Raw genomic sequence first — 22,477 nt, 5'->3', positions numbered from 1 at the left:
CACGCGGTTTTCGAAGCCAACAACAAGCACTGAGCATCATGGGAGAGCACAACGTGACGACTACACCGATCTGGCAATGGTCCGCCGTGGAGACGGCGACGGCGATCAGGAAAGGCGAAGTGACGTCGGAGCAGGTGGTTCGCGCCCATCTCGACCGCAAGAAGGAAGCCAACCCGGCGCTCAACGCCGTCGTCGTCGATCTCGGCGACGCTGCGCTGAAGGCGGCCAGGTCCGCCGACGAGACGCTGGCGGCGAGCAAGACGAAGGGCGACGCGGTCGGGCCGCTGCACGGCGTGCCGGTCACCATCAAGATCAACATCGACGTCGAAGGCCAGGCCAATTCCAACGGCGTGGTTGCCTTCAAGGACAATATCGCGCCGGGCGACTCGCCGGTGACGGCCAATCTCAAGAAGGCCGGCGCCATCATCATCGGCCTGACCAACACGCCGGAATTCTCGCTGCGCGGCTTCACCGACAATCCGCTGCACGGCCTGACCCGCAATCCCTGGAATGCGGAGGTGACCTGCGGCGGATCCTCCGGCGGCGCCGGCGCGTCGATCGCGGCCGGCATCGGCACCATTGCGCATGGCAACGACATCGGCGGCTCGCTGCGCTGGCCGGCGCATTGCAACGGCATCGCCACCATCAAGCCGACCCAGGGCCGGATTCCGGCGTTCAATCCCAGCGCCACGGCGGAACGGCCGTTGATGGCGCAATTCATGTCGTCGCAGGGACCGCTGGCGCGCCACGTCGCCGACGTCCGCCTCGGCCTCGAGGTGATGGCACGGCGCGACCCGCGCGATCCCTGGTACGTTCCGGCGCCATTGACCGGGCCGAAGCCCGCCGCACCGGTCAAGGTCGCGCTCGCAAAGATCCCCGAGGACATGGTGACCGATCGCGGCGTGATCGCGCTTCAGCGCAAGGCGGCCGATCATCTGGCCGATACGGGCTACGCAGTCAGCGAGGTCGAGGTACCCGATCTCAACAAGGTCTGGCAGCTCTGGTGCGACCTGATCATGACCGAGACCCGCATCCTGCAGCAGGAGCAGATGTTGGCGACCTCCAGCGCCGACTTCCAGAAGACGTTCCGCGGCTTCATGGCGCTGGCCAATCCGCTGGATCAGGCCGGCTACATGAAGGCGATCGCCGAACGCTCGCGCCACATCAGGAGCTGGATGACCTTCCTCGAGCAATATCCGCTGGTGCTGATGCCGACTTCGGTGCGCAAGACGCCGGAGGTCAATGCCGATCTCGGCGGCGACCAGCGCGTCAAGGACTTGTTCTGGAACGATCTGCGCTTCATCTCGTCGATCAACGTGCTGGGGCTGCCGGCGGCCGTGGTGCCGGTCGGCCTGCATGAGGGATTGCCGGTGGGCGTCCAGATCGTCGGCTCGCGCTATCGCGAGGACATGTGCCTCGATGCGGCCGACGCGATCGAGCGCAAGGTCGGCATTCTGACGCGGCAGTTGTGGGAGCGGCGCTGAGGCGATCGCGAAACCATTCAGCACTATAGGGAACGCCGCGGCTAAATTTCGTCGCGGCGTTCGCACGACCTGCGACGCCGCATGTTCCTCCTCCCGGAATTCTCGCGCTGAATCGCAGAGCGCCATGCTGGCCGCGGGGTTGCCCGCGACCCCTGATTCCTTCAGGAGTTCGTCCGAACCATCCGAATCCCTGGGAACGAAATGTCCACCACGAAACGCTCGCCTGTCCTGATCGCAATCGCTGCCGCGTGTCTCTCTCTTGCCGCCGGCGCGGCTCGCGCGGAGGACGGTGTCCTGCGCGTCGGCATCATCACCGACATGAGCGGGCAATATTCCGACGGCAACGGCCCGGGTTCGGTGATCGCGGCGCAAATGGCCGCGGAGGAGATCGGCGGCACGGTCGCCGGACGGAAGATCGAGATCATCTCGGCGGACCACCAGAACAAGCCTGACGTGGCGACCGGCATCGTGCGCAACTGGATCGACAACAAGGGTGTCGACGTGATCGCCGAAGGCGTCAACTCGGCGGTGGCGCTCGCGATCCAGACCGTGACGCGCGAACGCAAGAAGCTGTTCCTGATCTCGGGCTCCGGTTCGTCCGACCTGACCGGCAAGCAGTGCTCGCCGACCAGCGTGCAGTGGACCTACGACACCTATGCGTCCTCGAACGCGACGGCGAAGGCCGTGGTCGCGCGCGGCGGCACGCCCTGGTTCTTCCTCACCGCGGACTATGCGTTCGGCCAGGCGCTGGAGCGCGACGCCAGCAAGGCCGTGACATCGGCCGGCGGAAAGGTGCTGGGCGCGGTCCGCCATCCGTTCGACACCGCCGATTTCTCCTCCTTCCTGCTGCAGGCGCAGTCGTCCGGCGCAAAAATCCTGGCGCTCGCCAACGCCGGCTCCGACTTCCGCAACGCGGTGTCGCAGGCCGACGAGTTCAACATCCGCGCCAGCATGCAGCTCGTCGCGCTGCAGGTGACGCTCACCGACGTGCCGGCGCTCGGCCTCGCGCATGCCCACGATCTGCTGTTCACCGATTCCTTTTATTGGGATCGCACACCCGAGACCCGCGTCTTCGCCCAGGAGTTTTTCAAGCGGCATGGCGCGATGCCGACGGCCTACCAGGCCGGCGTCAACTCGGCGCTGCGGCATTATTTCAAGGCGGTCGCCGCCACCAACTCGGCGGATTCGGAGACCGTGATCGCGCAGATGCGCAAGACCCCTGTGAATGATTTCTTCGCCCAGAACGGCGTCGTGCGCGAGGACGGCCGCATGGTACACGACATGTACCTGATGCGCATCAAGAAGCCGGAAGAGTCCAAGAGCAAGTGGGATCTCTACGAATATCTGGCGACGGTGCCGGGCGACCAGGCCTTCCGTCCGCTCGATGAAGGCGGTTGCCCCTACGTCGCCAAGGCGCATTAAGGGCGCGAGATGCCGCGGAACGTTGTGAGTTGAGCACGTCTCTTGGGCTCCCTCTCAACTTGCGGGAGAGGGTGGGGTGAGGGGTGGCCCCGGGCGCGACGATCGATGAGGGCGCGCCCTCGCAATTTCGTTCGCTTGCTGTTTGATAAATTCGGAGAGAGCCCGCCGTGTGGCACCCCTCTCCCTAACCCTCTCCCGCAACGGGAGAGGGAACCCGGCCGCCGGTGCCCGCCTCACGTGCGCGCGCCCACTGCGTTGCCCCGCGGCGCAAGCCCTTTCGCTTTCCCTGCGCCCTCTTCGAGGTGAAAAGGGGGAACGAGATGCAGGCCTCGGCAAATCATGCCGCGAGAAACCGAACGTTTGGCTCGGCGGCTGCGCAAAGCATTGTCGTCCCTGCGAAAGCAGGGACTGGTAACCAGCGGTGATGACATCGCAATATTCCACCGTATCCTCCCTGGCAGAACATCATCGCGACGAACGCATCCAACAGAGGCACCATGACCAACACCATCGAGGCTCCCGACGGCGGCTACCGCTTCATGCCTGGCGTCAGTCAGTATTCCTGTGGCATCGGTGCGCTGCCCGGTTATGCCATCGAGCGAGCCAGGTTCTCCGAGCCTGTGCCGCTGAGCGCGGGCTTCGAGAAGATTGCCGACATCATCAAAGGCGCCGGCCGTCCGTTGACCGCGTTCGCTGCGTGCGAACTGCGCTCGCCGGCGCCGTTCACCGAGGACGGGTTCAAGGCCTTCAACGAGATCTACATCAAGACGCTGATCGCCTGGGGCGTGATGCGCGACGGCGTCAATCCGGTGGCGCGCAGCAATGTCTGTCCACAACTCGATCCGCCCGCGGAGCCGTCGTTCCACGCCTTCTGCTACACGGTGCCGGCGGCGAAGGACGCACCGACGAGCTTCGTCGTCGCCGGCAGCGGCGAGTCGGTCGAGGGCAAGGCCAACTATCGCGATCACACCGTCGCGCTCGGCGATACCAGCCAGGCCGGCATCCTGGCCAAAGCCAAATTCGTACTTGGCGAGATGGAACGCCGGATGAGCGCGTTCGGCGCCTCCTGGCGCGACACCACCGCGGTGCAGCTCTACACCGTGCATGACGCCTACCCAGTGCTCGAAAGCGAGCTCGGCCGCCGCGGCGCACTGCGCAACGGCCTGACCTGGCATTTCGACCGGCCGCCGGTGGTCGGGCTCGACTTCGAAATGGACTGCCGGCGCGTGCAACTCGAACGCGTGGTGTGATGGTTCGGTCGCGTGACGCATCAAAAGCGCGTGTGGGTGCATGTGCAAGCGCGTGCGCTTTCTTGACACGGGTCGCGTCAACCGTTTCCCTTCGCCATCGAAACCAGTGGCTGGGTGAACGCGGGTGCAGAACGAATCTGTGATCAGGCGGCGGGATTTGCTGGCGCTGATCGGGACCATCGCCGGCAGTTCGGCGATGTATCAGGCGATGACGAGCCTCGGCTTCGCATCCGAGTCCGCCTACAAGGGGCCGCTCAAGCTCGCGGGCGATGTGAAGGGCGCTTCGGTGCTGATTCTCGGCGCGGGGCTTGCCGGCATGACGGCGGCGCTGGAGCTGCGCAAGGCCGGCTATAAGGTCCAGATCCTCGAATTCAACAACCGCGCCGGCGGCCGCAACTGGACGATCCGCGGCGGCGACAGCTTTACCGAGCTCGGCGGCTTCAAGCAGACCTGCCAGTTCGAGCAGGGGCTCTATCTCAATCCCGGCCCGTGGCGGATTCCCTATCATCATCGCGCGCTGCTCGACTATTGCCGCCGGCTCAACGTGACGCTGGAACCCTTCATCCAGCTCAACCACAATGCCTATGTGCACGCGACGCGCGCATTCGACGGCAAGCCGCAACGCTTTCGCAGCATCAAGGCGGATTTCCAGGGCGGGGTTTCGGAGCTGCTGGCGAAAGTCGGCCAGCAGGGCAGGCTCGACGAGTTCGTCAGCAAGGAAGATCAGGAGATCCTGCTGCAGGCGCTGCGCGATTGGGGCGCGCTGGATCGCGACTACAAGTACAATGCCAATCTGCGCTCCGCCGACGTCCGCGGTTATGCGCGCGATCCCGGCGGCGGCCTGATGGGCGATCCGTTGCCCAGCGACCCGGTCTCGCTGCAGGAACTGCTGCGGTCGCGGATGTGGCGCTATCTGCAGTCCTACGCGCGCTACGATTTCCAGACCACTCTGTTCCAGCCGGTCGGCGGCATGGACATGATCGGCAAGGCGTTCGTGCGCGAGGTCGGCGATCTCATCCGCTACAACGCCAAGGTGACACAGATCCAGCAGAACGGCTCGGGCGTCACCGTGAGCTATGTCGACACCGCCAGTCCCTCAGCGGTGCAGCAGGCGACCGCCGACTGGTGCATCTGCACCATCCCGCTGCCGATCCTGAGCCAGCTGCCGCTCGACGTCAGCGGGCCGATGAAGAATGCGATCGATTCCTTGCCCTACGCCGCCTCGGTGAAGGTCGGGCTGCAGTTCAAGCGGCGGTTCTGGGAAGAGGACGAGGCGATCTACGGCGGCATCAGCTACACCGACCTGCCGATCCGCAATATCGGTTATCCCAATTATGGCTTCAACCGCGGCGGCCGCGGCGTCCTGCTTGGCGCTTATCTGTATGAGGGCGCCAATTCCTTCGAGTTCACCGCCATGACACCGGCCGAACGGGTCGCCAGCGCCGTCGAGTTCGGCGCCAAGATCCATCCGCAGTACAAGAGCGAGTTCGAGAACGGCGTCGCGGTGGCGTGGCATCGGGTGCCGTTCACGCTCGGCTGCGCCGGCGAGTGGACCGAAGCCGGACGGGCGCAGCATTACCGCAATCTCTGCCAGATCGACGGCCGCATCGCGCTGGCGGGCGAGCACGCTTCGCAGCTTCCGGCCTGGCAGGAGGGCGCCATCCTGTCGGCGCTCGATGCCATTACCCGATTGCACGAACGTGTGGTGAAGACATGAAGGTGCGGACAGCAACATCCGTGATCGCGGCGCTGGCGCTCATGTCGGCGACCGCGGCGCTTGGCGAGGACAGCGGGGCGGGCAAGCGCACCTTCTCTTCGGGCTATCGTTTCGTGGAAATGACCGGCGAAGAGCTGTTCGGCAATGTCTGCCAGGGCTGCCACATGCCGGATGCGACGGGCGCGAGCGGCGCCGGCAGCTATCCCTCGCTCGCCGGCAACAAGAGTCTCGAAACCGGCAGCTATCCGATCTACCTCGTCGTCAACGGCCGCCGCGGCATGCCGGCATTCGGCGACATGATGACCGATGGTCAGGTCGCCGCGGTTGTGAATTATCTGCGGACGCACTTCGGCAACAGCTATCAGGACGCGGTGACGACCAAGGACGTCCAGGACGCCCGCCGCTAACCATTTTGGAGAGAGTTCGATGAAGTTCATCGGTATCGTGTTGGGCGCCGCACTGTCGGCGATAGCAACTGCCGCTTCGGCTGACGTGGTCAGGCATCCGATTCCCAACTCGACATTCCCGATCGCGCAGGCCGTGACCGTCACCGGCAACACCACGACGGTCTATGTCAGCGGCCAGGTGCCGCCGGTCATCAACAAGGATGCCGATCCGTCGAGCCCGCAGGCCTATGGCGACACCAAGACGCAGACCGTCGGCGTGCTGGGCCGCATCAAGGCCATCCTGGAAGGCCAGGGGCTCGGCATGGGCGACGTCGTCAAGATGCAGGTATTCCTGGTGCACAGCGCGGCGGCGCCGATGGACTTCAAGGCCTTCATGGAGGGCTACACCCAGTTCTTCGGCGGCAGCCAGCCGAACCTGCCGGCGCGCTCGGTGGTCGGCGTCGCCGCACTTGCCAATCCCGGCTTCCTGGTCGAGATCGAGGTGATCGCGGTCAAGGATGCGAAATAAGGACCCCAAATAGCGTGCGCGAAAGCGCTGGGCATGCGCGCGGAAATTGAAGGGCTCGGCGTCTTGCCAAAACGCGTGCTGCCTGTCTGAATTCGCGCCCGAGATGGTGGAATTCTGGGAGAGCACGATGTCGCACAAGACCCGAAACATGGTTCGATCGCTGCAGCTTGCGGCAGCGGTCGCGCCGCTCCTGCTCGCGTCCGGCGCCGGCGCGCAGGGACTGACCGAGCAGCAGCAATTCGCCCGCGGCATCTACCAGGAGCTGGTCGAGATCAACACGACCACCGCGACCGGCGACACCCAGAAGGCGGCCGAGGCGATGGGCGCGCGGCTCCGGGCCGCGGGCTTCCCCGAGAGCGACGTGCACGTGTTCTCGCCGGCGCCTCACAAGGGCAATCTGGTGGCGCGGCTGCACGGCTCCGGCGCGCGCAAGCCGATCCTCCTGGTTGCCCATATCGACGTCGTCCCTGCGCTTCGCGAGGACTGGACGGTCGACCCGTTCAAGCTCACCGAGCAGGACGGCTATTTCTACGGCCGCGGCTCCGGCGACGACAAGTATATGGCGTCGGCCTTCATCACCAATCTGATCCGCTACAAGAAGGAGGGCTACAAGCCCGATCGCGACATCATCGTCGCGCTCGAGACCGACGAGGAGATCCTCGATGCCAACGCTCTCGGCATCCAGTGGCTGATCAAGAACCACCGCGACCTGATCGATGCCGAGTTCGCGCTCAACGAAGGCGGCGGCGTCGGCCTGAAGAACGGCAAGGCGATCCGTAACAGCGTGCAGACCAGCGAGAAGGTCTCGATCGGCTACCTGCTCACGGTGAAGGATCGTGGTGGCCACAGCTCGCTGCCGCGCAAGGACAATGCGATCTATCGGCTCGCCGAGGGCCTGGTGCGGCTCTCCAAATACGACTTCCCGATGAATCTCAACGAGACGACCCGGATCTACTTCGCCAAGACCGCCGAGGTCGACAAGTCGCATGCCGACGATATCAAGGCGATCCTTGCGCCGCAGCCTGACCCGGCGGCGCTGGCGCGGTTGTCGGAGAATCCGGGCTACAACGCGCAGCTCCGCACCACCTGTGTCGCGACCATGCTGGAGGGCGGCCACGCCATCAATGCGCTGCCGCAGCTGGCAACCGCCAAGGTGAACTGCCGGATCCTGCCCGGCGAGCCGGTCGAAGGCGTTGAGGCGACGATTGAGCGGGTGCTCGCCGACAAGCAGATCGAGGTGACCCCGACCGGCAAGGCCGTTCTGAGCCCGCCGTCACCGCTGAACGAGGAGGTGATGGGATCGATCGAGAAGCTGTCGAAGTTCTGGCCCGATGCCGAAATCGTCCCCGTGATGAGCACCGGCGCCACCGACGGCAGCTATCTGCGCAATGCCGGGATTCCGACCTACGGCCATTCCGGGCTAGGATCCGATGTCGACGACAACCGTGCCCACGGCAAGGACGAGCGCGTGCTGGTCAAGTCGTTCTACGAGGGCGAGGAATATCTCTATCGTCTGGTCAAAATGCTCGCTGGCGGGAAATGATGGCTGACAGCAAGACGAAGACGCGGGTTGCGGTCGCCGGCCTCGGCGCAATCGGCACGGACGTCGTCAAGGCGCTCGATCGGAGCATCGAAGGCCTGACCTTGGTCGCGGTGTCCGCGAACAGCCCCGACAAGCACCGCGCCTGGGTCGAAGGTCTCAAGTCTGCGCCGAAGCTGGTGCCGATCGAAGAGCTCGCTGATGTCGCCGACATCGTGGTCGAGTGCGCGCCGAGCAAGGTCGTGCGCGCGATCGTGGCGCCGGTGGTCGCGCGCGGCAAGACCGCCGTCGTGCTCAGCGTCGGCGCGCTGTTGCAGAATGAGGACCTGATCGATCTCGCCAAAGCCCATGGCGGCCAGATCATCGTGCCGACCGGCGCGCTGATCGGGCTCGATGCGGTGACCGCGGCGGCGATCGGTACCATCCATTCGGCGAAGCTGGTGACTAGAAAGCCGGTCGCGGGCCTGGTCGGCGCGCCGCATCTGGTCGAGAACAACATCCGGATCGAAGGCATCACCGAGCCGCTGCGCATCTTCGAGGGCAGTGCGCGCGACGCCGCAAAGGGCTTTCCGGCCAATCTCAACGTCGCCGTGGCGCTGTCGCTCGCCGGCATCGGCCCCGATCGCACAAGGGTCGAGATCTGGGCGGATCCGACGGTGACGCGCAACACCCACCGCATCGAGGTCGATTCCGATTCCGCACGGTTCTCGATGATGATCGAGAACATCCCCTCGGACAACCCCAAGACCGGCCGCATCACCGCGCTGTCGGTGATCGCCTGCCTGCGCAAGCTGCGCGCATCGTTGCGGATCGGCACGTGATGCACATCCAGCCCGACGATCTCTTGCTGATCATCGACGTGCAGAACGATTTCTGCCCCGGCGGCGCGCTGGCGGTGGCCGACGGCGATGCCGTGGTGCCCGTGGTCAACCGGCTCGCGGCGCACTTCGATCATGTCGTGTTGACCCAGGATTGGCATCCAGCGGGTCACAGCTCGTTTGCGACCTCGCATCCGGGCGCGGCGGCATTTTCATCGATCACCATGCCCTATGGGCCGCAGACGCTGTGGCCGGATCATTGCATCCAGGGCACTGCGGGCGCCGCGTTTCGTCCGGACCTTGCGACCGAGCGGGCCGAGCTCGTGATCCGCAAGGGGTTCCGGGCCGCGATCGATTCCTATTCGGCGTTCTTCGAGAATGACCGGACAACTCCGACCGGGCTCGCCGGCTATCTGCGCGAGCGTGGGTTCAGGCGGGTCGTGATGGCCGGCCTCGCCACGGATTTTTGTGTGCAGTATTCGGCGCTCGATGCGCGGCGGCTCGGATTCGAGACCGCGGTCGTGCTGCCGGGCTGCCGCGGCATCGATCTCGGCGGTTCGCTTGCCGCTGCCACCACCGCGATGCGCGAGGCCGGCGTGGCGCTGGTCGAGGAGATTCCCTGAGCGTGGCCAAGCCGGGGCAAAAACCATTGTTTTGACTGACCTTTTGTTCTAATCCCCAGCCGTTGATGATCACGCCAGCGGAGCTTTCGTGTCGGGACAGGTTTTGCGGATAGGGACGCGCAAGAGCGCGATGGCGCTCGCGCAGACGGACGAGGTCGCGCGGCTGCTGCGCGCCTCGGCGAGCGACCTTGCCGTCGAAATCGTCAAGTTCGAGACCCGCGGCGACCAGGACCAGACCAGCAAGCTGCTGCGTCACGGCGGCAAGGGCGGTGCCTTCGTCGCCGAGATCCGCCAAGCCATGCGATCGGGCACGCTGCAGGCGGCGATGCATTCGCTGAAGGACGTGCCGGGCAATGAGGAGACGCCGGGTCTCGTCCTCGCGGCGATGCTGGCGCGCGACGCCGCCAATGACAGTCTCGTGCTGCGGCCGGGCCTGTCGCTGGAGACGCTCCGCGCCGCGCGCGGCAAGGGCTTCATGATCGGCACCAACGCGGTGCGCCGCGCGGCCTATCTGCGCCGGCTGTTTCCGGAAGCGACCGTGATCCATTATCGCGGCGCCGCCGACACGCGAGTTGCAAAGCTGGATCGCGGCGACAAGCAGCGGCTGCCCGATGGCGGCGAGGCGGGGCCGGCGGATGCGCTTGTGATGGCGCGTTCCGGCCTCGAGCGCATCGGCATGACCGCGCGCATCGCCCATGATTTCTCCGTCGACGAGATGCTGCCGGCCGTGGGCCAGGGCATCGTTGCGGTCGAGTGCGTCGAGACCGACTGGGCGACGCGGGCGCGCCTTGCTGCAATCGACAATGCGCCGTCGCGGCTTGCCGCCGAGGCCGAGCGCGAGGTGCTGTGGGTGCTCAACGGCCATTGCAATTCGCCGATCGCCGGCCACGCCACGCTCGCCGGAGGCGAGCTGACCCTGCGCGCCTCGGTGCTCGACGAGGCCGGTGCCGGCTTCATCCAGGTGACCCGGCGTGGACCGGCGGACCGGCCGCGCGAACTCGGCCGCGCCGTCGGCATGGACCTGCTCGCGAAGGGCGCCGCCGAGATCATCGCGCGGACCCGGGTGGAGGAATAGCGTCGGCCGTCGTCGCGATCGGTTTCTCAGGCGATGTCGGCGAAATCGCCGTGGCGGCCCTTGCCCGCTGCGAAGCGGCGTGCGCCGGCCTCGGTCTCGCCGCTCGCGACCGTCGCAAGCCCGAGACGAAACTCGTTCAGCGTGGCCTGCTCCCAGCCGAGCTCCCATTGCTCGATCGCGGAGAGCCGGTCGCTGCGCAGCGCCGCCTGCGGCAGACGGCACAGATCATGGGCGAGGCTGCGCGCCTCGGCGAGCGCCGTGCCTGACGCGACCACGCGGTTGACGAGCCCGATCCGCCCGGCCTCTTCGCCGGAGACGCCGCGTCCGGTCAGGATCATGTCCATCGCGCGGCTGTGCCCGAGCAGCCGCGGCAGGCGCACGGTGCCGAGATCCATCAACGGCACGCCGAAGCGCCGGCAATAGACGCCGAAGATGGCATCGGTTGCTGCGACGCGGAAATCGCACCAGATCGCAAGCTCGAGCCCGCCCGCCACGGCCGGCCCCTCCACGGCGGCGATCACCGGCTTCGACAGCTTCATCCGCGTCGGGCCCATCGGCCCGTCGCCGTTCTCGACGCGGTGGCCGCGATGACCGGCCGCGGTGCGCTTGAGGTCGAAGCCGGCGCAGAACGCGCCGCCAGCGCCGGTCAGGATTGCGACCGACAGCGACGGATCGCGGTCGAAGGCACGAAACGCCTGCGCCAACCCCTGCGCGGTCTCCGGATTGACCGCATTGCGCGCCTCGTCATAGCGATCGATGGTCACGATCGCGATGGCCTGCTCGGTTCGGTATTTGACGGCCGGATGGTCCAGCATGCTCTGTCCTCGATAGGTAATGTTGGAGCGGATCAGCGGGCGTCCGTGCGGCTCTCGATGGCCGCAGCCAGGTTCTGGTGAAAACGCCTGATCGCGGCTTCGAACAGGCCGAAGGTGAAGTGGGCATTGGCCCGGGTTGCGAGCCCGCGCTGCGCGGCGCAGGCCATCTCGCGATCCTCGGCCGCGCCTGCGGTGACGAAGTCGCGTCCCTGGGCGACCGCGGCGCGGCCATCCTCGGCGGCGATCTGGTTCGACAGGGTATAGGTGACGAGCCGAGTGCGGTCCACCGCCAGCGGCTCAAGCACGGTCATCAGCCGGTTGGTCGGGAAGGTCGACAGCATCACGTTCGCAAACAGGTGATAGACATGCGTCAGCATGCCAGTCGTCCTGCGTTCGGCGGGCGGTACGTTGCGCAGCTTCTCGATGCGCCGATAGGGGAAGCTGATCCGGCTGTTGCGGCCGAACGATTCGATCACGTTGAGATTGTCGTATTGCAGCGGATAGAACGTATCCTGATGCGTCGACCGGATGTGATAGCCTTCGAGGAACCCTTCCGCGACAATCTTCCAGTTGGCTTCGACTTCCTGCGTCGTGGTCGCGTAGAGCTTCCAGTCGTCACCGAACAGCGTCGGCATGTCGCCGGCGTCCGACGTGGCAGCGGGACCGTCCTGCGAGACGAACACCAGGCCGTCGCGCTCGATGCAGGTGACCGGCACGAGGCCGTGCGCGCTCCTGTCGAGGCCGGGAAAGCCGTAATCATCGGGGATGCCGCGGAGCCGGCCGTCGAGGCCGTAGGTCCAGCCGTGATAGCGGCAGGTCAGCGCCTTCCGGCATCCGGCGCCGTCGACCAGCTGCACGCCGCGGTGGCGGCACGCATTGCGGAACGCGCGTGCGATGCCGTCTGCGCCGCGGATCGCGACAACGGGCGTCAGCGCCGCGTCGCGCGCGACATAGGCGCCGATCTCGGCGAGCGCGGCCGACGGGCAGAACGGCGTCAGCGTGCGGCGGAACACATGTTCGATCTCGGCCGCGAAGCGATCTTGCGACAGATAATGCGCGACGGGTTCATGCCAGACGCCGTCGCTGAGATCGGTTGATCTGGTATCGATATGCCTGAGGATGCGATCGACGATGGATGCTTCGTCCGCGAGCTGTGTCGTCATCGCCGTCCCGCTCTGTCGGCCGGGCTTGCCGCCGGTCCGCTTCGAGCGAAAGGATTTCGCATTGAGCCTCGCGCGACAAGCGAAACGAACCGGGTTCGGATGAATGACATTCATCCGAATTGATTTTTCGCGGGACATCGACAGTGGCCGGCCGCTAGGATCGGCGCATGAGCAGGAACAACCCGAAGCCGGGGCGCCGGCGACCATTGCAGGGAAGGGACGACCTCGCGGCAGCGAGTCTTCGGCCGGCGCATCTCCTGGCCCTGCAAGCGTTCGACGTCGCGGTCAGGCTCGGCAGCTTCAAGGAGGCTGCCGGCGTCCTGAATGTCAGCGCCTCGGCGATCAGCCATCGCATCCGCAATCTCGAAGTCCATCTCGGCGCCGCGCTGTTTCACCGCGCCCATCGCGTCGTTCGGCCGACCCATGCCGGCGAGAAGCTGGCGGCTGCGAGCGGTCGCGCATTCGCGTTGCTGGCCCAGGCGGAGTCGGCCGTCGAGGCGGCCGGCCAGCACCGGCTGCGGCTGAAGGTGCTGCCGCAGTTCGCGTCGGCCTGGCTGATCCCGCGGCTATCCTCGTTTCTCACCCGGCATTCCGGGATCGATCTTGCGATCGAGACCTCGAACCGCAATGTCGATTTCGATACCGAGACTTTTGATGCCGGCATCAGCTTCGGCCCCGACAAGCCCGAAGGCGTCGTCGCAAATCGCCTGATGGAGGTGAGGACCGTTCCGGTCGCGGCGCCGGCGCTGGCGCGGCGGTTGAAGCTGCGCACCACCGCCGACCTCGGCCGCGCCGCGCTGATCCATGTGACGACGTTCCCCGCAGCCTGGCCGCTCTGGTTCAGGCATGCCGGCGAGCCCGTGCCGCTCGCAACGCGCGCGGTCTCGGTCGACAGCTTTGTGGCCGCGCTGCAGGCCGCCGAACGCGGCGCGGGCGTTGCGCTCGCGCTCGAACCCTTCATCGCCGAGAGTGAACGGCGCGGGACGATCCGCCGGCTGCTGCCGGTCGGCCATGTGACCGGCAGCTACTGGCTGGTTCATCCGCCGGGCGCGCAGCGCAATCGTGCGCTGCAGACATTCAAGAAGTGGTTGCTGGCCGAGCTGGCGCCGCCGAATTAGCTCGCCTGCAACGGCCAGCTGCCGATGATCCGGAAGCGCGATGCGCCATCCGTCTGCTTGAACAGCGCGATGCGGTCGATCGAGAGCGTCGCAAGGTCGATCGCCGCGAAGCGCTCGCGCAGCCGCGCCACGATCGGGCCGCGCCGCTCCTCGCTCAGCCGTCCGGTCAGCGTCATGTGAAAGCGGAATTCCTCCATGACGTACGGATAGCCCCAGCGATCGAGATAATCGCGCTGCCGTTCCGTGAGCCGTTCGGGCTTGCGCCGCGCGCGATCTTGCGGCGTGAGCGGCGCACGGAAGGTGTCGAATTCGGTGACGCAGTCGGCGGCAAGCTGTTGCAGATCATCGGAACGGCTCGACGGGATCACGGCAATGAAGCCGCTGATCGCATCGACGACAGGTTCGATCACCGGAATGCGCCGCGCACGGCCGGCGAAGGCGGCGCAGGCGTCGAGAAGCTCGAACTCGTTCCGGCCATCGGCGAGCACGGTCGGCGCTTTCAGCGTGGCGTGAAAACCATATTTGCGCGGATCCTCCGTCACCTCGCGCCAGTCGGGCGTGACGCCGGCGGGAAACGGCAGGTCGTCGCCCGACACGGCGTCGTAGCCGAGCAGCGTCGAGCCGAAGCGGTGCAGGGCGCTGTCGGGTGACGGCGCATAATAGATCGCGTAGCGCGGAGTGTTGGCCATGGCGGCAGAATAGGTCCTGACTATGCTGCCGCAACCGTCTTGCGCGGTGCCAGTGAATGGACGAGGCAGTTCGCGTCCGCCAGATGCACCAGCCGTCCCGCCGCGATCACGGCGATGATGCGCGGCCGCAGCGGCACCTTGTCGTCGACGACGATGATGTCGGCGCGGCGGCCGGCAGCGAGCACGCCGCGGTCGGCGAGCCCTGCCGCGCGTGCCGGCGCCGACGAGATCAGGTCCCAGGCCTTGGTCAGCGGCAGGATGCCGTCGCCGGCGAGGCGGAAGGCGGCGAGCAGTTGCGCGGGATAATAATAGTCCGACGCCAGCACCGAGCAGAGGCCGTGTGCGATCATGTCGGATGCCCTGGTCCAGCCGGTGTGGCTGCCGCCGCGCACCACATTGGGCGCGCCGAACACGATGAAGTCGCCCGCGGCCGCGGCATCGCGCGCGGTCTCTTCATTGACGGGGAATTCGGCGATCGTGGCGCCCAGTGCGCGAAACTCCTGGCGCATCGCCGGACTGTTGTCGTCATGCGAGAGCATCCGAATGTTGACCGCGCGTGCAGCGGCAGCCAGTCGCGCGATCGAGGCTGGCACCTCGGGACGACGCGCCACGACCCGATCGAGCATGTCGTTGACGGCCTCGAGCGAGAGCCCGGCGCGTTCGGCCAGCTGGTTGCGCTTCTTCGGCTTGACGTTGCTGTGGTCGTTGAAGGCGAACAGGTCGATGCGGCCTTCGCCGAGCCATTGAATGATCTCGGCCTCGGCGTCGAGATTATGGGTCTCGTGGCGCAGATGGAAGCGGGTATCGGCGGCGAGCTGCGGCCGCAGCGCCTCGATCGCATCGAGCAGCTTGCGCGCATTCTCCGCGCTGCGCAGGCCGGGCTCCCACGACCAGGTCGTGCCATGGAAGACGGTGGTGATGCCGTTGGCGATCGCCTGCCGGTCGCTGTCGATCAGCGCCACGTCGGTCGGGAAGTCGACGCCGGGGCGCGGCATCATCTGCCGCTCGAACGCGTCGCCATGCAAATCGATGATGCCGGGCAGCACCAGGAGGCCGCCGGCATCGATGTAGAGCGCGGCGCGGCCCTGCTCGGCGTCGAGCGCGCCGATGTCGCGGCCCGAGGTCCGCAGCGAGGTCTCGACCAAGGCACCGTCAACCAGCGTGCGACCGCCTTCAATGAAAATGTCCGTCACGATGCGGCGCTCCGTTGTTTGTCGTGCGATTGGGATACGGCCTCGGCCTCGTACTTGTCGAGGAATTCCTCGACCGCGAGCTTGCGAAAGTCGGGCAGGGCACGCCGAAGTGTTTCGTGATCCCAGTTCCACCATGCGAGCGCGGTGAGGCGATCCGCGACCGTGTCCGAAAACCGCCGCTTGACCGGACGCGCCGGATTACCGGCAACGATGGTATAGGCGGGCACATCCTTGGTCACGATCGCGCCGGCGGCGACGACCGCGCCGGTTCCGATGTTCCGCCCAGGCAGCACGACCGCGCCATGACCGATCCAGACGTCATGGCCGATATTCACATGATGCGTACGTCGCCAGTTGAAGAAGTCGGTGTCGTCGCTCTCGCCGGGAAAATAGGCGCTGGCGCGGTAGGTGAAATGCGCCTGGGTCGCGCGATGCATCGGGTGGTTGCCGGGATTGATCCGGGTCATCGCCGCGATCGAGCAGAACTTGCCGATCGAGGTGTAGGTGATCTGGCTGTCGTTCACGACGTAAGAATAGTCATCCATGCTGACCTCAAGCAGGATCGTGCGCGCGCCGACCTCGGTATATCTGCCGAGCTTGCTCTCGCGCACCGCCGCGGTCGGGTCGATCGTCGGCACAACCGAGAGTGTTTTTCCGGCCATCAGGGCCTCCGCAAATCATCAGGAATCTTGTGCTTCCGGGGGGATGCGCGTTCGTCATCTGGATGCTTGATGACAACATCATGACGTTGCGATGACGGCAAGGGATCAGCAAAGACGGGTGTGAACGATCGCCGCACCGCAGCGCCAGCGTCACATAACTGTAAAACGCCGGGGATAGCGATGGCCCAAGGTGACGCGGTTGGAGCATTGCATGCTGGTGGTGGAAGGTTTGACGTGCCGGTTCGGCACAAAAGCCGCTGTCGATAACGCATCCTTTTCGATCGCGCCGGGCAGTTTCGTCGGCGTGATCGGGCGCTCCGGTGCCGGCAAGTCGACGTTGTTGCGGATGATCAACCGTCTCGCCGATCCGACCTCCGGCCGTATCCTGTTCGAAGGCACCGACGTCACGGCGCTGCGCGGCAAGGAGCTGCGGCAGTGGCGGGCGCGCTCGGCGATGATCTTCCAGCAGTTCAATCTCGTCGGCCGTCTCGACGTGCTGACCAACGTGCTGATGGGCCGGCTTGCCCAGATCCCGTCCTGGCGTTCGCTGGCGCAGGTCTGGCCGGAGCAGGACAGGGCGCTTGCGCTGTCCGCGCTCGATCAGTTCGACATCGCCCAGCTCGCGGCGCAACGCGCCGACCAGCTTTCCGGCGGCCAGCAGCAGCGCGTCGCGATCGCCCGCGCGCTGGTGCAGGAGCCCGACATCATTCTCGCCGACGAGCCGATCGCCTCGCTCGACCCGCGCAACACCAAGATCGTGATGGACGCACTGCTGCGCATCAACAAGCATTTCGGCATCACGGTGCTCTGCAATCTGCACTCGCTCGATCTCGCACGAACCTATTGCGACCGGCTGATCGGCATGGCGGCAGGGCGCGTGGTGTTCGACGGCGCCCCGGCGGCGCTCACCGACCAAATCGCGCGCGAGCTCTATGACCTCGAGGCCAATGACGTCATGGGCGGCGCGCCAATGCCCGCGCCCGACGGCACGACGGTTCCGGCGCTCGGCACCGCTGCCGCGGCCTGAGCGGCGCGCATTTTCCAATCTGCGAGGCCGGGCGTTTTGCCTGGCCAACAGGTGTAACTACAAAAGAGGGGTAGTCATGTTCACTCGTCGCATCATTCTGGCCGGCGCCGCCGTGCTGGCGTTCACCGGCTCGGCATTCGCGCAGGACTGGAAAGCAAAATATCCCGAGCTCACCTTCGCGGTGGTGCCGGCCGAGAACGCCTCCGGCGTCACCGAGCGCTGGACGCCGTTCACGGCCTATCTGTCCAAGGAGCTCGGCGTGAAGGTCACGCTGCGCATTGCCAACGACTACGCGGCCGTCATCGAAGGCCAGCGCGCCGGCAACATCCAGATCGCCAGCTACGGCTCGGCCTCGTTCGCCCGCGCGCGGCTGACCGGCGTCAAGACCGACGCCTTCGCCAACGACATGAACGCCGACGGTTCGACCGGCTACTATTCGGTGTTCTTCGTCAAGGCTTCCAGTCCCTACAAGAAGGTGGAAGACCTGAAGGGCAAGAACCTCGGCCTGGTCGATCCGAACTCGACCTCGGGCAACAACGTGCCGCGCTTCGAGCTCGACAAGATGGGCATCCATGATGCCGAGGGCTTTTTCGGGAAGGTCGTGTTCACCGGCAGCCACGAGAACGCGATCCTCGCCCTGGCGCAGGGCACCGTCGACATGGCGGCCAACCAGTGCACCAACGAGGATGACTCGACGCTCGCGCAGATGTTGACCAAGGGCATGCTGAAGAACGCCGACGGCTCGGCGATGAAGAAGGAGGATTTCCGGATCATCAACAAGTCGTCGCCCATCATCAACGGCCCCTACGCCTACAATTCCGACCTTCCGGAAGACCTGAAGGCGGCGATCGCCAAGGCCTTCTTCGAAGCGCCGACCAAGGACAAGGCCGCCTTCGACCGTCTATCCGACGGCCAGAAGAAGGGCTTCCATCCGGCCACGACCAAGGATTGGGACAGCACGATCGAACTGATCAAGTTCGTCGACCGACTGCGCAAGAAGGCGAGCTGATCGCGCGCCTGACGTCACGAGGGCCGGGCGCATGGCCCGGCCCTTTCTCTCCACTCAACTCCGAACCGGACTGCAAGCGCCGATGGCGACCGCCGTATCCATTCTTCCAGCGCAGCAACTGGCGACGCTGGAGGGCGCCTACCGCAAGTCCGTCGCACGCAAGCGGTCGAAGGCCGCGCTGGCAACGGCGGCATTCTGCGCGGTGCTGGTGATCGCAGCGTTCGGCGCGGAAGTGAACCTGCGCACGCTGTTCACCTATTTCGGCAATTTCGTCAGTTATTTTGATCGCATCCTGACGCTGGATTCCGGCGCGCGGGTCTGGACCGATCCCGCCGAATGGTTCTGGGGGTGGCACAAATGGCTGAAGATGCTCGGCGAGACGATCCTGATCAGCTATGTCGGCACGCTCACGGGTGCCGTGCTCGCCTTCGCACTCAATTTCTTCGCGGCCCAGAATACGTCGCCGGGCTCGTGGGTCCGTTTCACGGTCCGTCGCCTGCTGGAATTCGCCCGCACCGTGCCCGGCATCGTGTTCGCGCTGATCTTCGTGATCGCCTTCGGTCTCGGGCCGATGGCCGGCGTGCTCGCGATCGCGATCCACACCACCGGGGCGCTCGGCAAGCTGTTTGCCGAGATCGTCGAGAACGCCGACATGAAGCCGGTCGAGGGCATCCGCTCCACCGGCGCGAGCTGGCTGTCCTGCATGCGCTTTGCCGTGTTGCCGCAGGTCTCGGCGGGCTACGCCAGCTATGCGCTGCTGCGCTTCGAGATCAACGTCCGCGAAGCTTCCGTGATGGGCTTCGTCGGCGCCGGCGGCATAGGTCAGGAGCTCGTGGTCGCGATCCGCAAATTCTACTATTCCGACGTCAGCGCGATCCTCATCACCATCATCGTCACCGTCTTCATCATCGACATCTCGACCGGCTGGCTGCGCGGCCGGCTGTTCGGCAAGGAGACCCGGCGATGAGCCAGCTGCCGAGGCCGGACACCGCGGAACTGCGCGCGAAATATCCCGGCGTGTTCGATCGTCCCGCGTCGGCACGGCTGGCGATGCCGGCGATGATCGCCGCGGCGTTCGCGATCTTCGTCTACGGTCTGGTCGATCTCGACTTCTCGCCCACGAAGCTGATCTCGGGGATGAGCCAACTCGGCTGGATCGCCATGCTGATGATCCCGCCGAATCCCGGCACGTCGTTCCCGCTCTACATGCAGGCGCTCGGCGAGACGCTTTCGATCGCGCTGCTCGGCACTACGCTCGCGGCGCTGCTCGCGCTGCCCGTGAGCCTGCTGGCCGCACGCAACATCATCCCCTCGAACCTGATCCGCTTTCCGGTGCGCCGCTTCTTGGATTCGATCCGCGGCGTCGATACACTGATCTGGGCGCTGGTCTGGATCAACGTGGTCGGCCTCGGTCCGTTCGCCGGCGTGCTGGCGATCATGGTCTCCGACTTCGGCGCGTTCGGAAAATTGTTCTCGGAGGCGATCGAGGCGGCGGACCGCAAGCAGGTCGAGGGCATCCGCGCCTCCGGCGGCAACGCGCTGCATGAAATCCGCTTCGGCCTGCTGCCGCAGGTGCTGCCCGTGATCGCCGGCCAGGTACTTTATTTCATCGAGTCGAACACCCGTTCGGCCACCATCATCGGCATCGTCGGCGCCGGCGGCATCGGCCTGCAGCTCGCCGAGCAGATCCGCGTGCTGGAATGGCAGAAGGTGTCGTTCCTGATCCTGATGATCTTGATCGCGGTCGCCGCGATCGACTTCATCTCGAGCAAGCTGCGCTTTGCCATCATCGGTCAAAGGGCGGTGGTGTAGCTTGCCGCGCGCTCAAGCCTTCTCCCCTTGTGGGAGAAGGTGGCGCGAAGCGCCGGATGAGGGGTATCGCTCAGCGAATTCAGAAGCCGACGTGTCCGGGGAGAGATACCCCTCACCCGGATCGCATCTGGCGATGCGACATAGCCGAAGCTTCGCTTCGGCGTTCTTGAGGACGGCCGCCGTAGGCGGCCTAAGCCTCTCCCGCAAGGGGAGAGCTGCCCCGTCAGTGCGCCGGCACAGTCAGCCGTTCTCGACCAGAAACTCCACCCGCTCGGCGGCGAAGCGCGAGCGCTTGGTCGCCAGCGGCTGGTCCAGCATGTCGACGTCGGTGGCGTCGACCACCAGCACCGGCCGGCCCAGCGGCAGATCGAGCCGTGCGGCGTCGGTCGCATCGACGATCGCCGCGGTGATCCGGGTCGACGAACGGCGGTAGTCCTTGACGCCGTAGTGCCCGAGCAGCTTGGTCATCGAGCGAACATTGGCGAAGACGTTGCCGGCATCGGGAAACCGCTCGGCCGACAGCCAGGTGGTCGAGACGCAGATCGGCGTCCGGTCGGCGAGCCGCACCGCTTCGATCCGGGTCAGCGGCGCGCCGATCTTCAGGCCGAGCTCGCGCGCGATCTCGCGGTTGGCGACGTCGCTGCCGGCATCGATGAGCTGGCCGCGCGGCTCGTGGCCGCCGGCACCGACGATCTCGGAGAATCGCGTGCGTGAACGCAGCGGGTAGGCGAGGCGCTGGGCCTCGACATAGGTGCCGCTGCCGCGCTCGGCGCGCACCAGGCCGCGCTCCGCCAATGCGGCGAGCGCCCGCCGCACGGTGTGGCGATTGACGCGGTAAGTCTCGGCGATCTCCATCTCGCCGGGCAGCTTTTCGCCCGCGGCAAAGCGGCCGTCAGCGATGCCGCGCTCGATGCCGTCGGCGACCTGCCGCCACAAGGCGACGCCGGAACTTTCCTGCATGCTCATGGCGCGGTGATACCAGAAATCTTTGGTTTGTCACGAAACAGTCATGGCGCTCGGCTATCAAGTTGTCTATTATCATAGACAACTTGATACAAGCAAGGTTGCCCATGAGCTTGACCGGACCAGACAGCAAACAGGCCCAGCGCAAGGCGGCGATGACCGTGCTGGCGCACTCCGCCGCGGCCGACATCGCAGGCCGGCTCGCGGCGATCGCTGTGCCTAGCCATCAGAACCTGCGCGAGCCGGAGAACGGCCTCGTGATGCTGCGCGGGCGGATCGGCGGCGACGGTGCGCCGTTCAATCTTGGCGAGGCGACGGTGTCGCGCGCAGCGGTGCGGCTTGCGAGCGGCGAGGTCGGCTTCGGCTACACGCTCGGCCGCGATGCGCACAAGGCGCAGATGATCGCGCTGTGCGACGCCATGGTGCAGTCGGCGGCATTGTCCGGCGAGGTGGAGACCAAGGTGATCGCGCCGCTGCGCGTCGCCATGAATGCCGAACGCGCCCGCAAGGCCGCCGAGACCGCGGCAACGCGGGTCGATTTCTACACGATGGTGCGCGGTGAGGGGTGATGCAATGACGACGATTGCCGAAATGCCCGCAGGCTTTGCCGACAAGGTGCTGTCGGCGCAATCCACGTTCCGCTCCGTGATGGACGCGATGGCGCGTCCGGGCAGCGTGCAGCGCGTCGCCGCCAGCGTCGGAACGCCGGCCGGTATGATGCGCGGCTCGGCCGCGATCGCGCTGACGCTGTTCGATCACGACACGCCGATCTGGCTCGATGCCGCGATGTCGGCGACGCCGGACGTCGCCCGTTGGCTGAAGTTCCACGCCAGCGCGCCGGTGGTTGCGGATTCCGCGATCGCAAGCTTCGCGCTGATCGGCGATGCCGCGAACCTGCCGGCGCTGGAGCGCTTCGCGTTCGGCAGCAGCGAATATCCTGACCGGTCGACCACGCTGATCCTGCAGGTCGACAGCCTGACGCAGGGTCCGGCCTTCGAGCTGAAAGGCCCCGGCATCGACGGCAGCGCGCTGCTGCAGGCGATGATCAAGCCGCGCGACCTGTTCCAGCGGCTGTCGATCAACGAAGCCCTGTTCCCGCGCGGCATCGATGTCGTGCTGGTCCATGACGACAATATTGTCGCGATCCCGCGCACCACGCGGCTGATCGCAAGCGGAGTGTGA

General features: G+C 66.0%; 23 protein-coding genes. 17 read left to right on the top strand and 6 right to left on the bottom strand.

Annotated elements, in window-relative coordinates; genetic code table 11:
- The first annotated feature begins 38 nt into the window (after window positions 1-38).
- From ACVISU_RS09700 to hemC, 10 genes are all read left to right on the top strand, one after another.
- Window positions 39-1,484, top strand: coding sequence for an amidase family protein (locus ACVISU_RS09700; RefSeq protein ID WP_456706787.1), 1,446 nt, complete (start codon window positions 39-41; stop codon window positions 1,482-1,484).
- Window positions 1,485-1,685: 201 nt separating this feature from the next.
- Window positions 1,686-2,906 carry an ABC transporter substrate-binding protein gene (locus tag ACVISU_RS09695; protein WP_456706786.1) on the top strand — a complete coding sequence of 407 codons (1,221 nt, stop codon included), beginning with the start codon at window positions 1,686-1,688 and terminating at the stop codon, window positions 2,904-2,906.
- A 497-nt stretch (window positions 2,907-3,403) separates the two neighbouring features.
- Window positions 3,404-4,156, top strand: a complete 753-nt coding sequence (cnbZ, locus tag ACVISU_RS09690) for a 2-amino-5-chloromuconate deaminase CnbZ (protein ID WP_456706785.1) — start codon at window positions 3,404-3,406, stop codon at window positions 4,154-4,156.
- Between the two features lie 124 nt (window positions 4,157-4,280).
- Window positions 4,281-5,873, top strand: coding sequence for an FAD-dependent oxidoreductase (locus tag ACVISU_RS09685; protein WP_456706784.1), 1,593 nt, complete (start codon window positions 4,281-4,283; stop codon window positions 5,871-5,873).
- Window positions 5,870-6,280 carry a c-type cytochrome gene (locus tag ACVISU_RS09680; protein ID WP_456706783.1) on the top strand — a complete coding sequence of 137 codons (411 nt, stop codon included), beginning with the start codon at window positions 5,870-5,872 and terminating at the stop codon, window positions 6,278-6,280. Before ACVISU_RS09685 ends, ACVISU_RS09680 begins: the two co-directional genes overlap by 4 nt.
- A gap of 19 nt (window positions 6,281-6,299) precedes the next feature.
- Window positions 6,300-6,788, top strand: coding sequence for a Rid family hydrolase (locus ACVISU_RS09675; protein ID WP_050401504.1), 489 nt, complete (start codon window positions 6,300-6,302; stop codon window positions 6,786-6,788).
- A 127-nt stretch (window positions 6,789-6,915) separates the two neighbouring features.
- Window positions 6,916-8,331: a M20/M25/M40 family metallo-hydrolase gene (locus ACVISU_RS09670; protein WP_456706782.1), complete on the top strand. Its 1,416-nt coding sequence runs from the start codon at window positions 6,916-6,918 to the stop codon at window positions 8,329-8,331.
- The gene (locus tag ACVISU_RS09665) at window positions 8,331-9,149 is read left to right on the top strand and encodes an aspartate dehydrogenase (RefSeq protein ID WP_456706781.1); all 819 of its coding nucleotides are present in this window, start codon (window positions 8,331-8,333) and stop codon (window positions 9,147-9,149) included. Before ACVISU_RS09670 ends, ACVISU_RS09665 begins: the two co-directional genes overlap by 1 nt.
- Entirely contained in the window at window positions 9,149-9,769 is a 621-nt protein-coding gene (gene pncA / locus ACVISU_RS09660) for a bifunctional nicotinamidase/pyrazinamidase (RefSeq protein WP_456710790.1), read from the top strand. The genes ACVISU_RS09665 and pncA overlap by 1 nt, the downstream gene beginning before the upstream one ends.
- 103 nt (window positions 9,770-9,872) lie before the next feature.
- On the top strand, window positions 9,873-10,844 hold the full coding sequence (gene hemC / locus ACVISU_RS09655) for a hydroxymethylbilane synthase (RefSeq protein WP_456710789.1): 972 nt from the start codon (window positions 9,873-9,875) through the stop codon (window positions 10,842-10,844).
- A 26-nt stretch (window positions 10,845-10,870) separates the two neighbouring features.
- Here hemC and ACVISU_RS09650 read toward each other — a convergent pair whose 3' ends face one another.
- Together ACVISU_RS09650 and ACVISU_RS09645 are read right to left on the bottom strand one after the other, a co-directional pair.
- The gene (locus ACVISU_RS09650) at window positions 10,871-11,659 is read right to left on the bottom strand and encodes a crotonase/enoyl-CoA hydratase family protein (protein ID WP_456706780.1); all 789 of its coding nucleotides are present in this window, start codon (window positions 11,657-11,659) and stop codon (window positions 10,871-10,873) included.
- A 32-nt stretch (window positions 11,660-11,691) separates the two neighbouring features.
- A complete protein-coding gene (locus ACVISU_RS09645; RefSeq protein ID WP_456706779.1) occupies window positions 11,692-12,822 on the bottom strand; it encodes an aromatic ring-hydroxylating oxygenase subunit alpha in 1,131 nt (376 codons plus the stop codon).
- Between the two features lie 167 nt (window positions 12,823-12,989).
- Between ACVISU_RS09645 and ACVISU_RS09640 the strand changes: the two genes are divergently transcribed.
- Window positions 12,990-13,940, top strand: coding sequence for a LysR substrate-binding domain-containing protein (locus ACVISU_RS09640; RefSeq protein ID WP_456706778.1), 951 nt, complete (start codon window positions 12,990-12,992; stop codon window positions 13,938-13,940).
- Here ACVISU_RS09640 and ACVISU_RS09635 read toward each other — a convergent pair.
- The 3 genes from ACVISU_RS09635 to ACVISU_RS09625 are packed head-to-tail and all read right to left on the bottom strand — an operon-like array spanning window position 13,937 to window position 16,484.
- Complete coding sequence (locus ACVISU_RS09635; RefSeq protein WP_456706777.1) at window positions 13,937-14,629, bottom strand: DUF1045 domain-containing protein; 693 nt, start codon at window positions 14,627-14,629, stop codon at window positions 13,937-13,939. The two genes, ACVISU_RS09640 and ACVISU_RS09635, sit on opposite strands and share 4 nt — an antisense overlap.
- Window positions 14,630-14,649: 20 nt before the next feature.
- Window positions 14,650-15,822: an alpha-D-ribose 1-methylphosphonate 5-triphosphate diphosphatase gene (locus ACVISU_RS09630; protein ID WP_456706776.1), complete on the bottom strand. Its 1,173-nt coding sequence runs from the start codon at window positions 15,820-15,822 to the stop codon at window positions 14,650-14,652.
- Window positions 15,819-16,484 carry a chloramphenicol acetyltransferase gene (locus ACVISU_RS09625; protein ID WP_456706775.1) on the bottom strand — a complete coding sequence of 222 codons (666 nt, stop codon included), beginning with the start codon at window positions 16,482-16,484 and terminating at the stop codon, window positions 15,819-15,821. The genes ACVISU_RS09630 and ACVISU_RS09625 overlap by 4 nt, the downstream gene beginning before the upstream one ends.
- 211 nt (window positions 16,485-16,695) lie before the next feature.
- On the opposite strand from ACVISU_RS09625, the gene phnC reads away from it, so the two are divergent.
- The 4 genes from phnC to phnE (ACVISU_RS09605) all read left to right on the top strand — a co-directional run bounded on the left by phnC (window position 16,696) and on the right by phnE (ACVISU_RS09605) (window position 20,332).
- Entirely contained in the window at window positions 16,696-17,511 is an 816-nt protein-coding gene (gene phnC, locus ACVISU_RS09620) for a phosphonate ABC transporter ATP-binding protein (RefSeq protein WP_063695643.1), read from the top strand.
- Window positions 17,512-17,587: 76 nt separating this feature from the next.
- On the top strand, window positions 17,588-18,520 hold the full coding sequence (gene phnD / locus ACVISU_RS09615) for a phosphonate ABC transporter substrate-binding protein (protein ID WP_456706774.1): 933 nt from the start codon (window positions 17,588-17,590) through the stop codon (window positions 18,518-18,520).
- An 82-nt stretch (window positions 18,521-18,602) separates the two neighbouring features.
- Window positions 18,603-19,487 (top strand): phosphonate ABC transporter, permease protein PhnE, encoded by an 885-nt coding sequence (gene phnE / locus ACVISU_RS09610; RefSeq protein WP_456706773.1) that lies wholly within the window; start codon window positions 18,603-18,605, stop codon window positions 19,485-19,487.
- Entirely contained in the window at window positions 19,484-20,332 is an 849-nt protein-coding gene (gene phnE, locus ACVISU_RS09605) for a phosphonate ABC transporter, permease protein PhnE (RefSeq protein ID WP_456706772.1), read from the top strand. Before phnE (ACVISU_RS09610) ends, phnE (ACVISU_RS09605) begins: the two co-directional genes overlap by 4 nt.
- A gap of 240 nt (window positions 20,333-20,572) precedes the next feature.
- Here the strand turns inward: phnE (ACVISU_RS09605) and phnF are convergent, their stop codons facing one another.
- On the bottom strand, window positions 20,573-21,298 hold the full coding sequence (gene phnF / locus ACVISU_RS09600; protein ID WP_456706771.1) for a phosphonate metabolism transcriptional regulator PhnF: 726 nt from the start codon (window positions 21,296-21,298) through the stop codon (window positions 20,573-20,575).
- Window positions 21,299-21,402: 104 nt separating this feature from the next.
- On the opposite strand from phnF, the gene phnG reads away from it, so the two are divergent.
- Together phnG and phnH are read left to right on the top strand one after the other, a co-directional pair.
- Window positions 21,403-21,864: a phosphonate C-P lyase system protein PhnG gene (gene phnG / locus ACVISU_RS09595; protein WP_456706770.1), complete on the top strand. Its 462-nt coding sequence runs from the start codon at window positions 21,403-21,405 to the stop codon at window positions 21,862-21,864.
- A 4-nt stretch (window positions 21,865-21,868) separates the two neighbouring features.
- A complete protein-coding gene (gene phnH / locus ACVISU_RS09590) occupies window positions 21,869-22,477 on the top strand; it encodes a phosphonate C-P lyase system protein PhnH (RefSeq protein ID WP_050401489.1) in 609 nt (202 codons plus the stop codon).

The organism is Bradyrhizobium sp. USDA 4452, assembly GCF_054063575.1.
This window is presented reverse-complemented; position numbering and strand designations above follow the sequence as displayed.

Excerpts from the sequence above, each read along its gene's own strand:
- ACVISU_RS09700 (WP_456706787.1), top strand. The coding sequence starts at position 39 with ATGGGAGAGCACAACGTGACGACTACACCGATCTGGCAATGGTCCGCC.
- ACVISU_RS09695 (WP_456706786.1), top strand. The coding sequence starts at position 1,686 with ATGTCCACCACGAAACGCTCGCCTGTCCTGATCGCAATCGCTGCCGCG.
- cnbZ (WP_456706785.1), top strand. The coding sequence starts at position 3,404 with ATGACCAACACCATCGAGGCTCCCGACGGCGGCTACCGCTTCATGCCT.
- ACVISU_RS09680 (WP_456706783.1), top strand. The coding sequence starts at position 5,870 with ATGAAGGTGCGGACAGCAACATCCGTGATCGCGGCGCTGGCGCTCATG.
- ACVISU_RS09675 (WP_050401504.1), top strand. The coding sequence starts at position 6,300 with ATGAAGTTCATCGGTATCGTGTTGGGCGCCGCACTGTCGGCGATAGCA.
- ACVISU_RS09670 (WP_456706782.1), top strand. The coding sequence starts at position 6,916 with ATGTCGCACAAGACCCGAAACATGGTTCGATCGCTGCAGCTTGCGGCA.
- ACVISU_RS09665 (WP_456706781.1), top strand. The coding sequence starts at position 8,331 with ATGGCTGACAGCAAGACGAAGACGCGGGTTGCGGTCGCCGGCCTCGGC.
- pncA (WP_456710790.1), top strand. The coding sequence starts at position 9,149 with ATGCACATCCAGCCCGACGATCTCTTGCTGATCATCGACGTGCAGAAC.
- ACVISU_RS09650 (WP_456706780.1), bottom strand. The coding sequence starts at position 11,659 with ATGCTGGACCATCCGGCCGTCAAATACCGAACCGAGCAGGCCATCGCG.
- ACVISU_RS09645 (WP_456706779.1), bottom strand. The coding sequence starts at position 12,822 with ATGACGACACAGCTCGCGGACGAAGCATCCATCGTCGATCGCATCCTC.
- ACVISU_RS09640 (WP_456706778.1), top strand. The coding sequence starts at position 12,990 with ATGAGCAGGAACAACCCGAAGCCGGGGCGCCGGCGACCATTGCAGGGA.
- ACVISU_RS09635 (WP_456706777.1), bottom strand. The coding sequence starts at position 14,629 with ATGGCCAACACTCCGCGCTACGCGATCTATTATGCGCCGTCACCCGAC.
- ACVISU_RS09625 (WP_456706775.1), bottom strand. The coding sequence starts at position 16,484 with ATGGCCGGAAAAACACTCTCGGTTGTGCCGACGATCGACCCGACCGCG.
- phnC (WP_063695643.1), top strand. The coding sequence starts at position 16,696 with ATGCTGGTGGTGGAAGGTTTGACGTGCCGGTTCGGCACAAAAGCCGCT.
- phnD (WP_456706774.1), top strand. The coding sequence starts at position 17,588 with ATGTTCACTCGTCGCATCATTCTGGCCGGCGCCGCCGTGCTGGCGTTC.
- phnE (WP_456706773.1), top strand. The coding sequence starts at position 18,603 with ATGGCGACCGCCGTATCCATTCTTCCAGCGCAGCAACTGGCGACGCTG.
- phnE (WP_456706772.1), top strand. The coding sequence starts at position 19,484 with ATGAGCCAGCTGCCGAGGCCGGACACCGCGGAACTGCGCGCGAAATAT.
- phnF (WP_456706771.1), bottom strand. The coding sequence starts at position 21,298 with ATGAGCATGCAGGAAAGTTCCGGCGTCGCCTTGTGGCGGCAGGTCGCC.
- phnG (WP_456706770.1), top strand. The coding sequence starts at position 21,403 with ATGAGCTTGACCGGACCAGACAGCAAACAGGCCCAGCGCAAGGCGGCG.
- phnH (WP_050401489.1), top strand. The coding sequence starts at position 21,869 with ATGACGACGATTGCCGAAATGCCCGCAGGCTTTGCCGACAAGGTGCTG.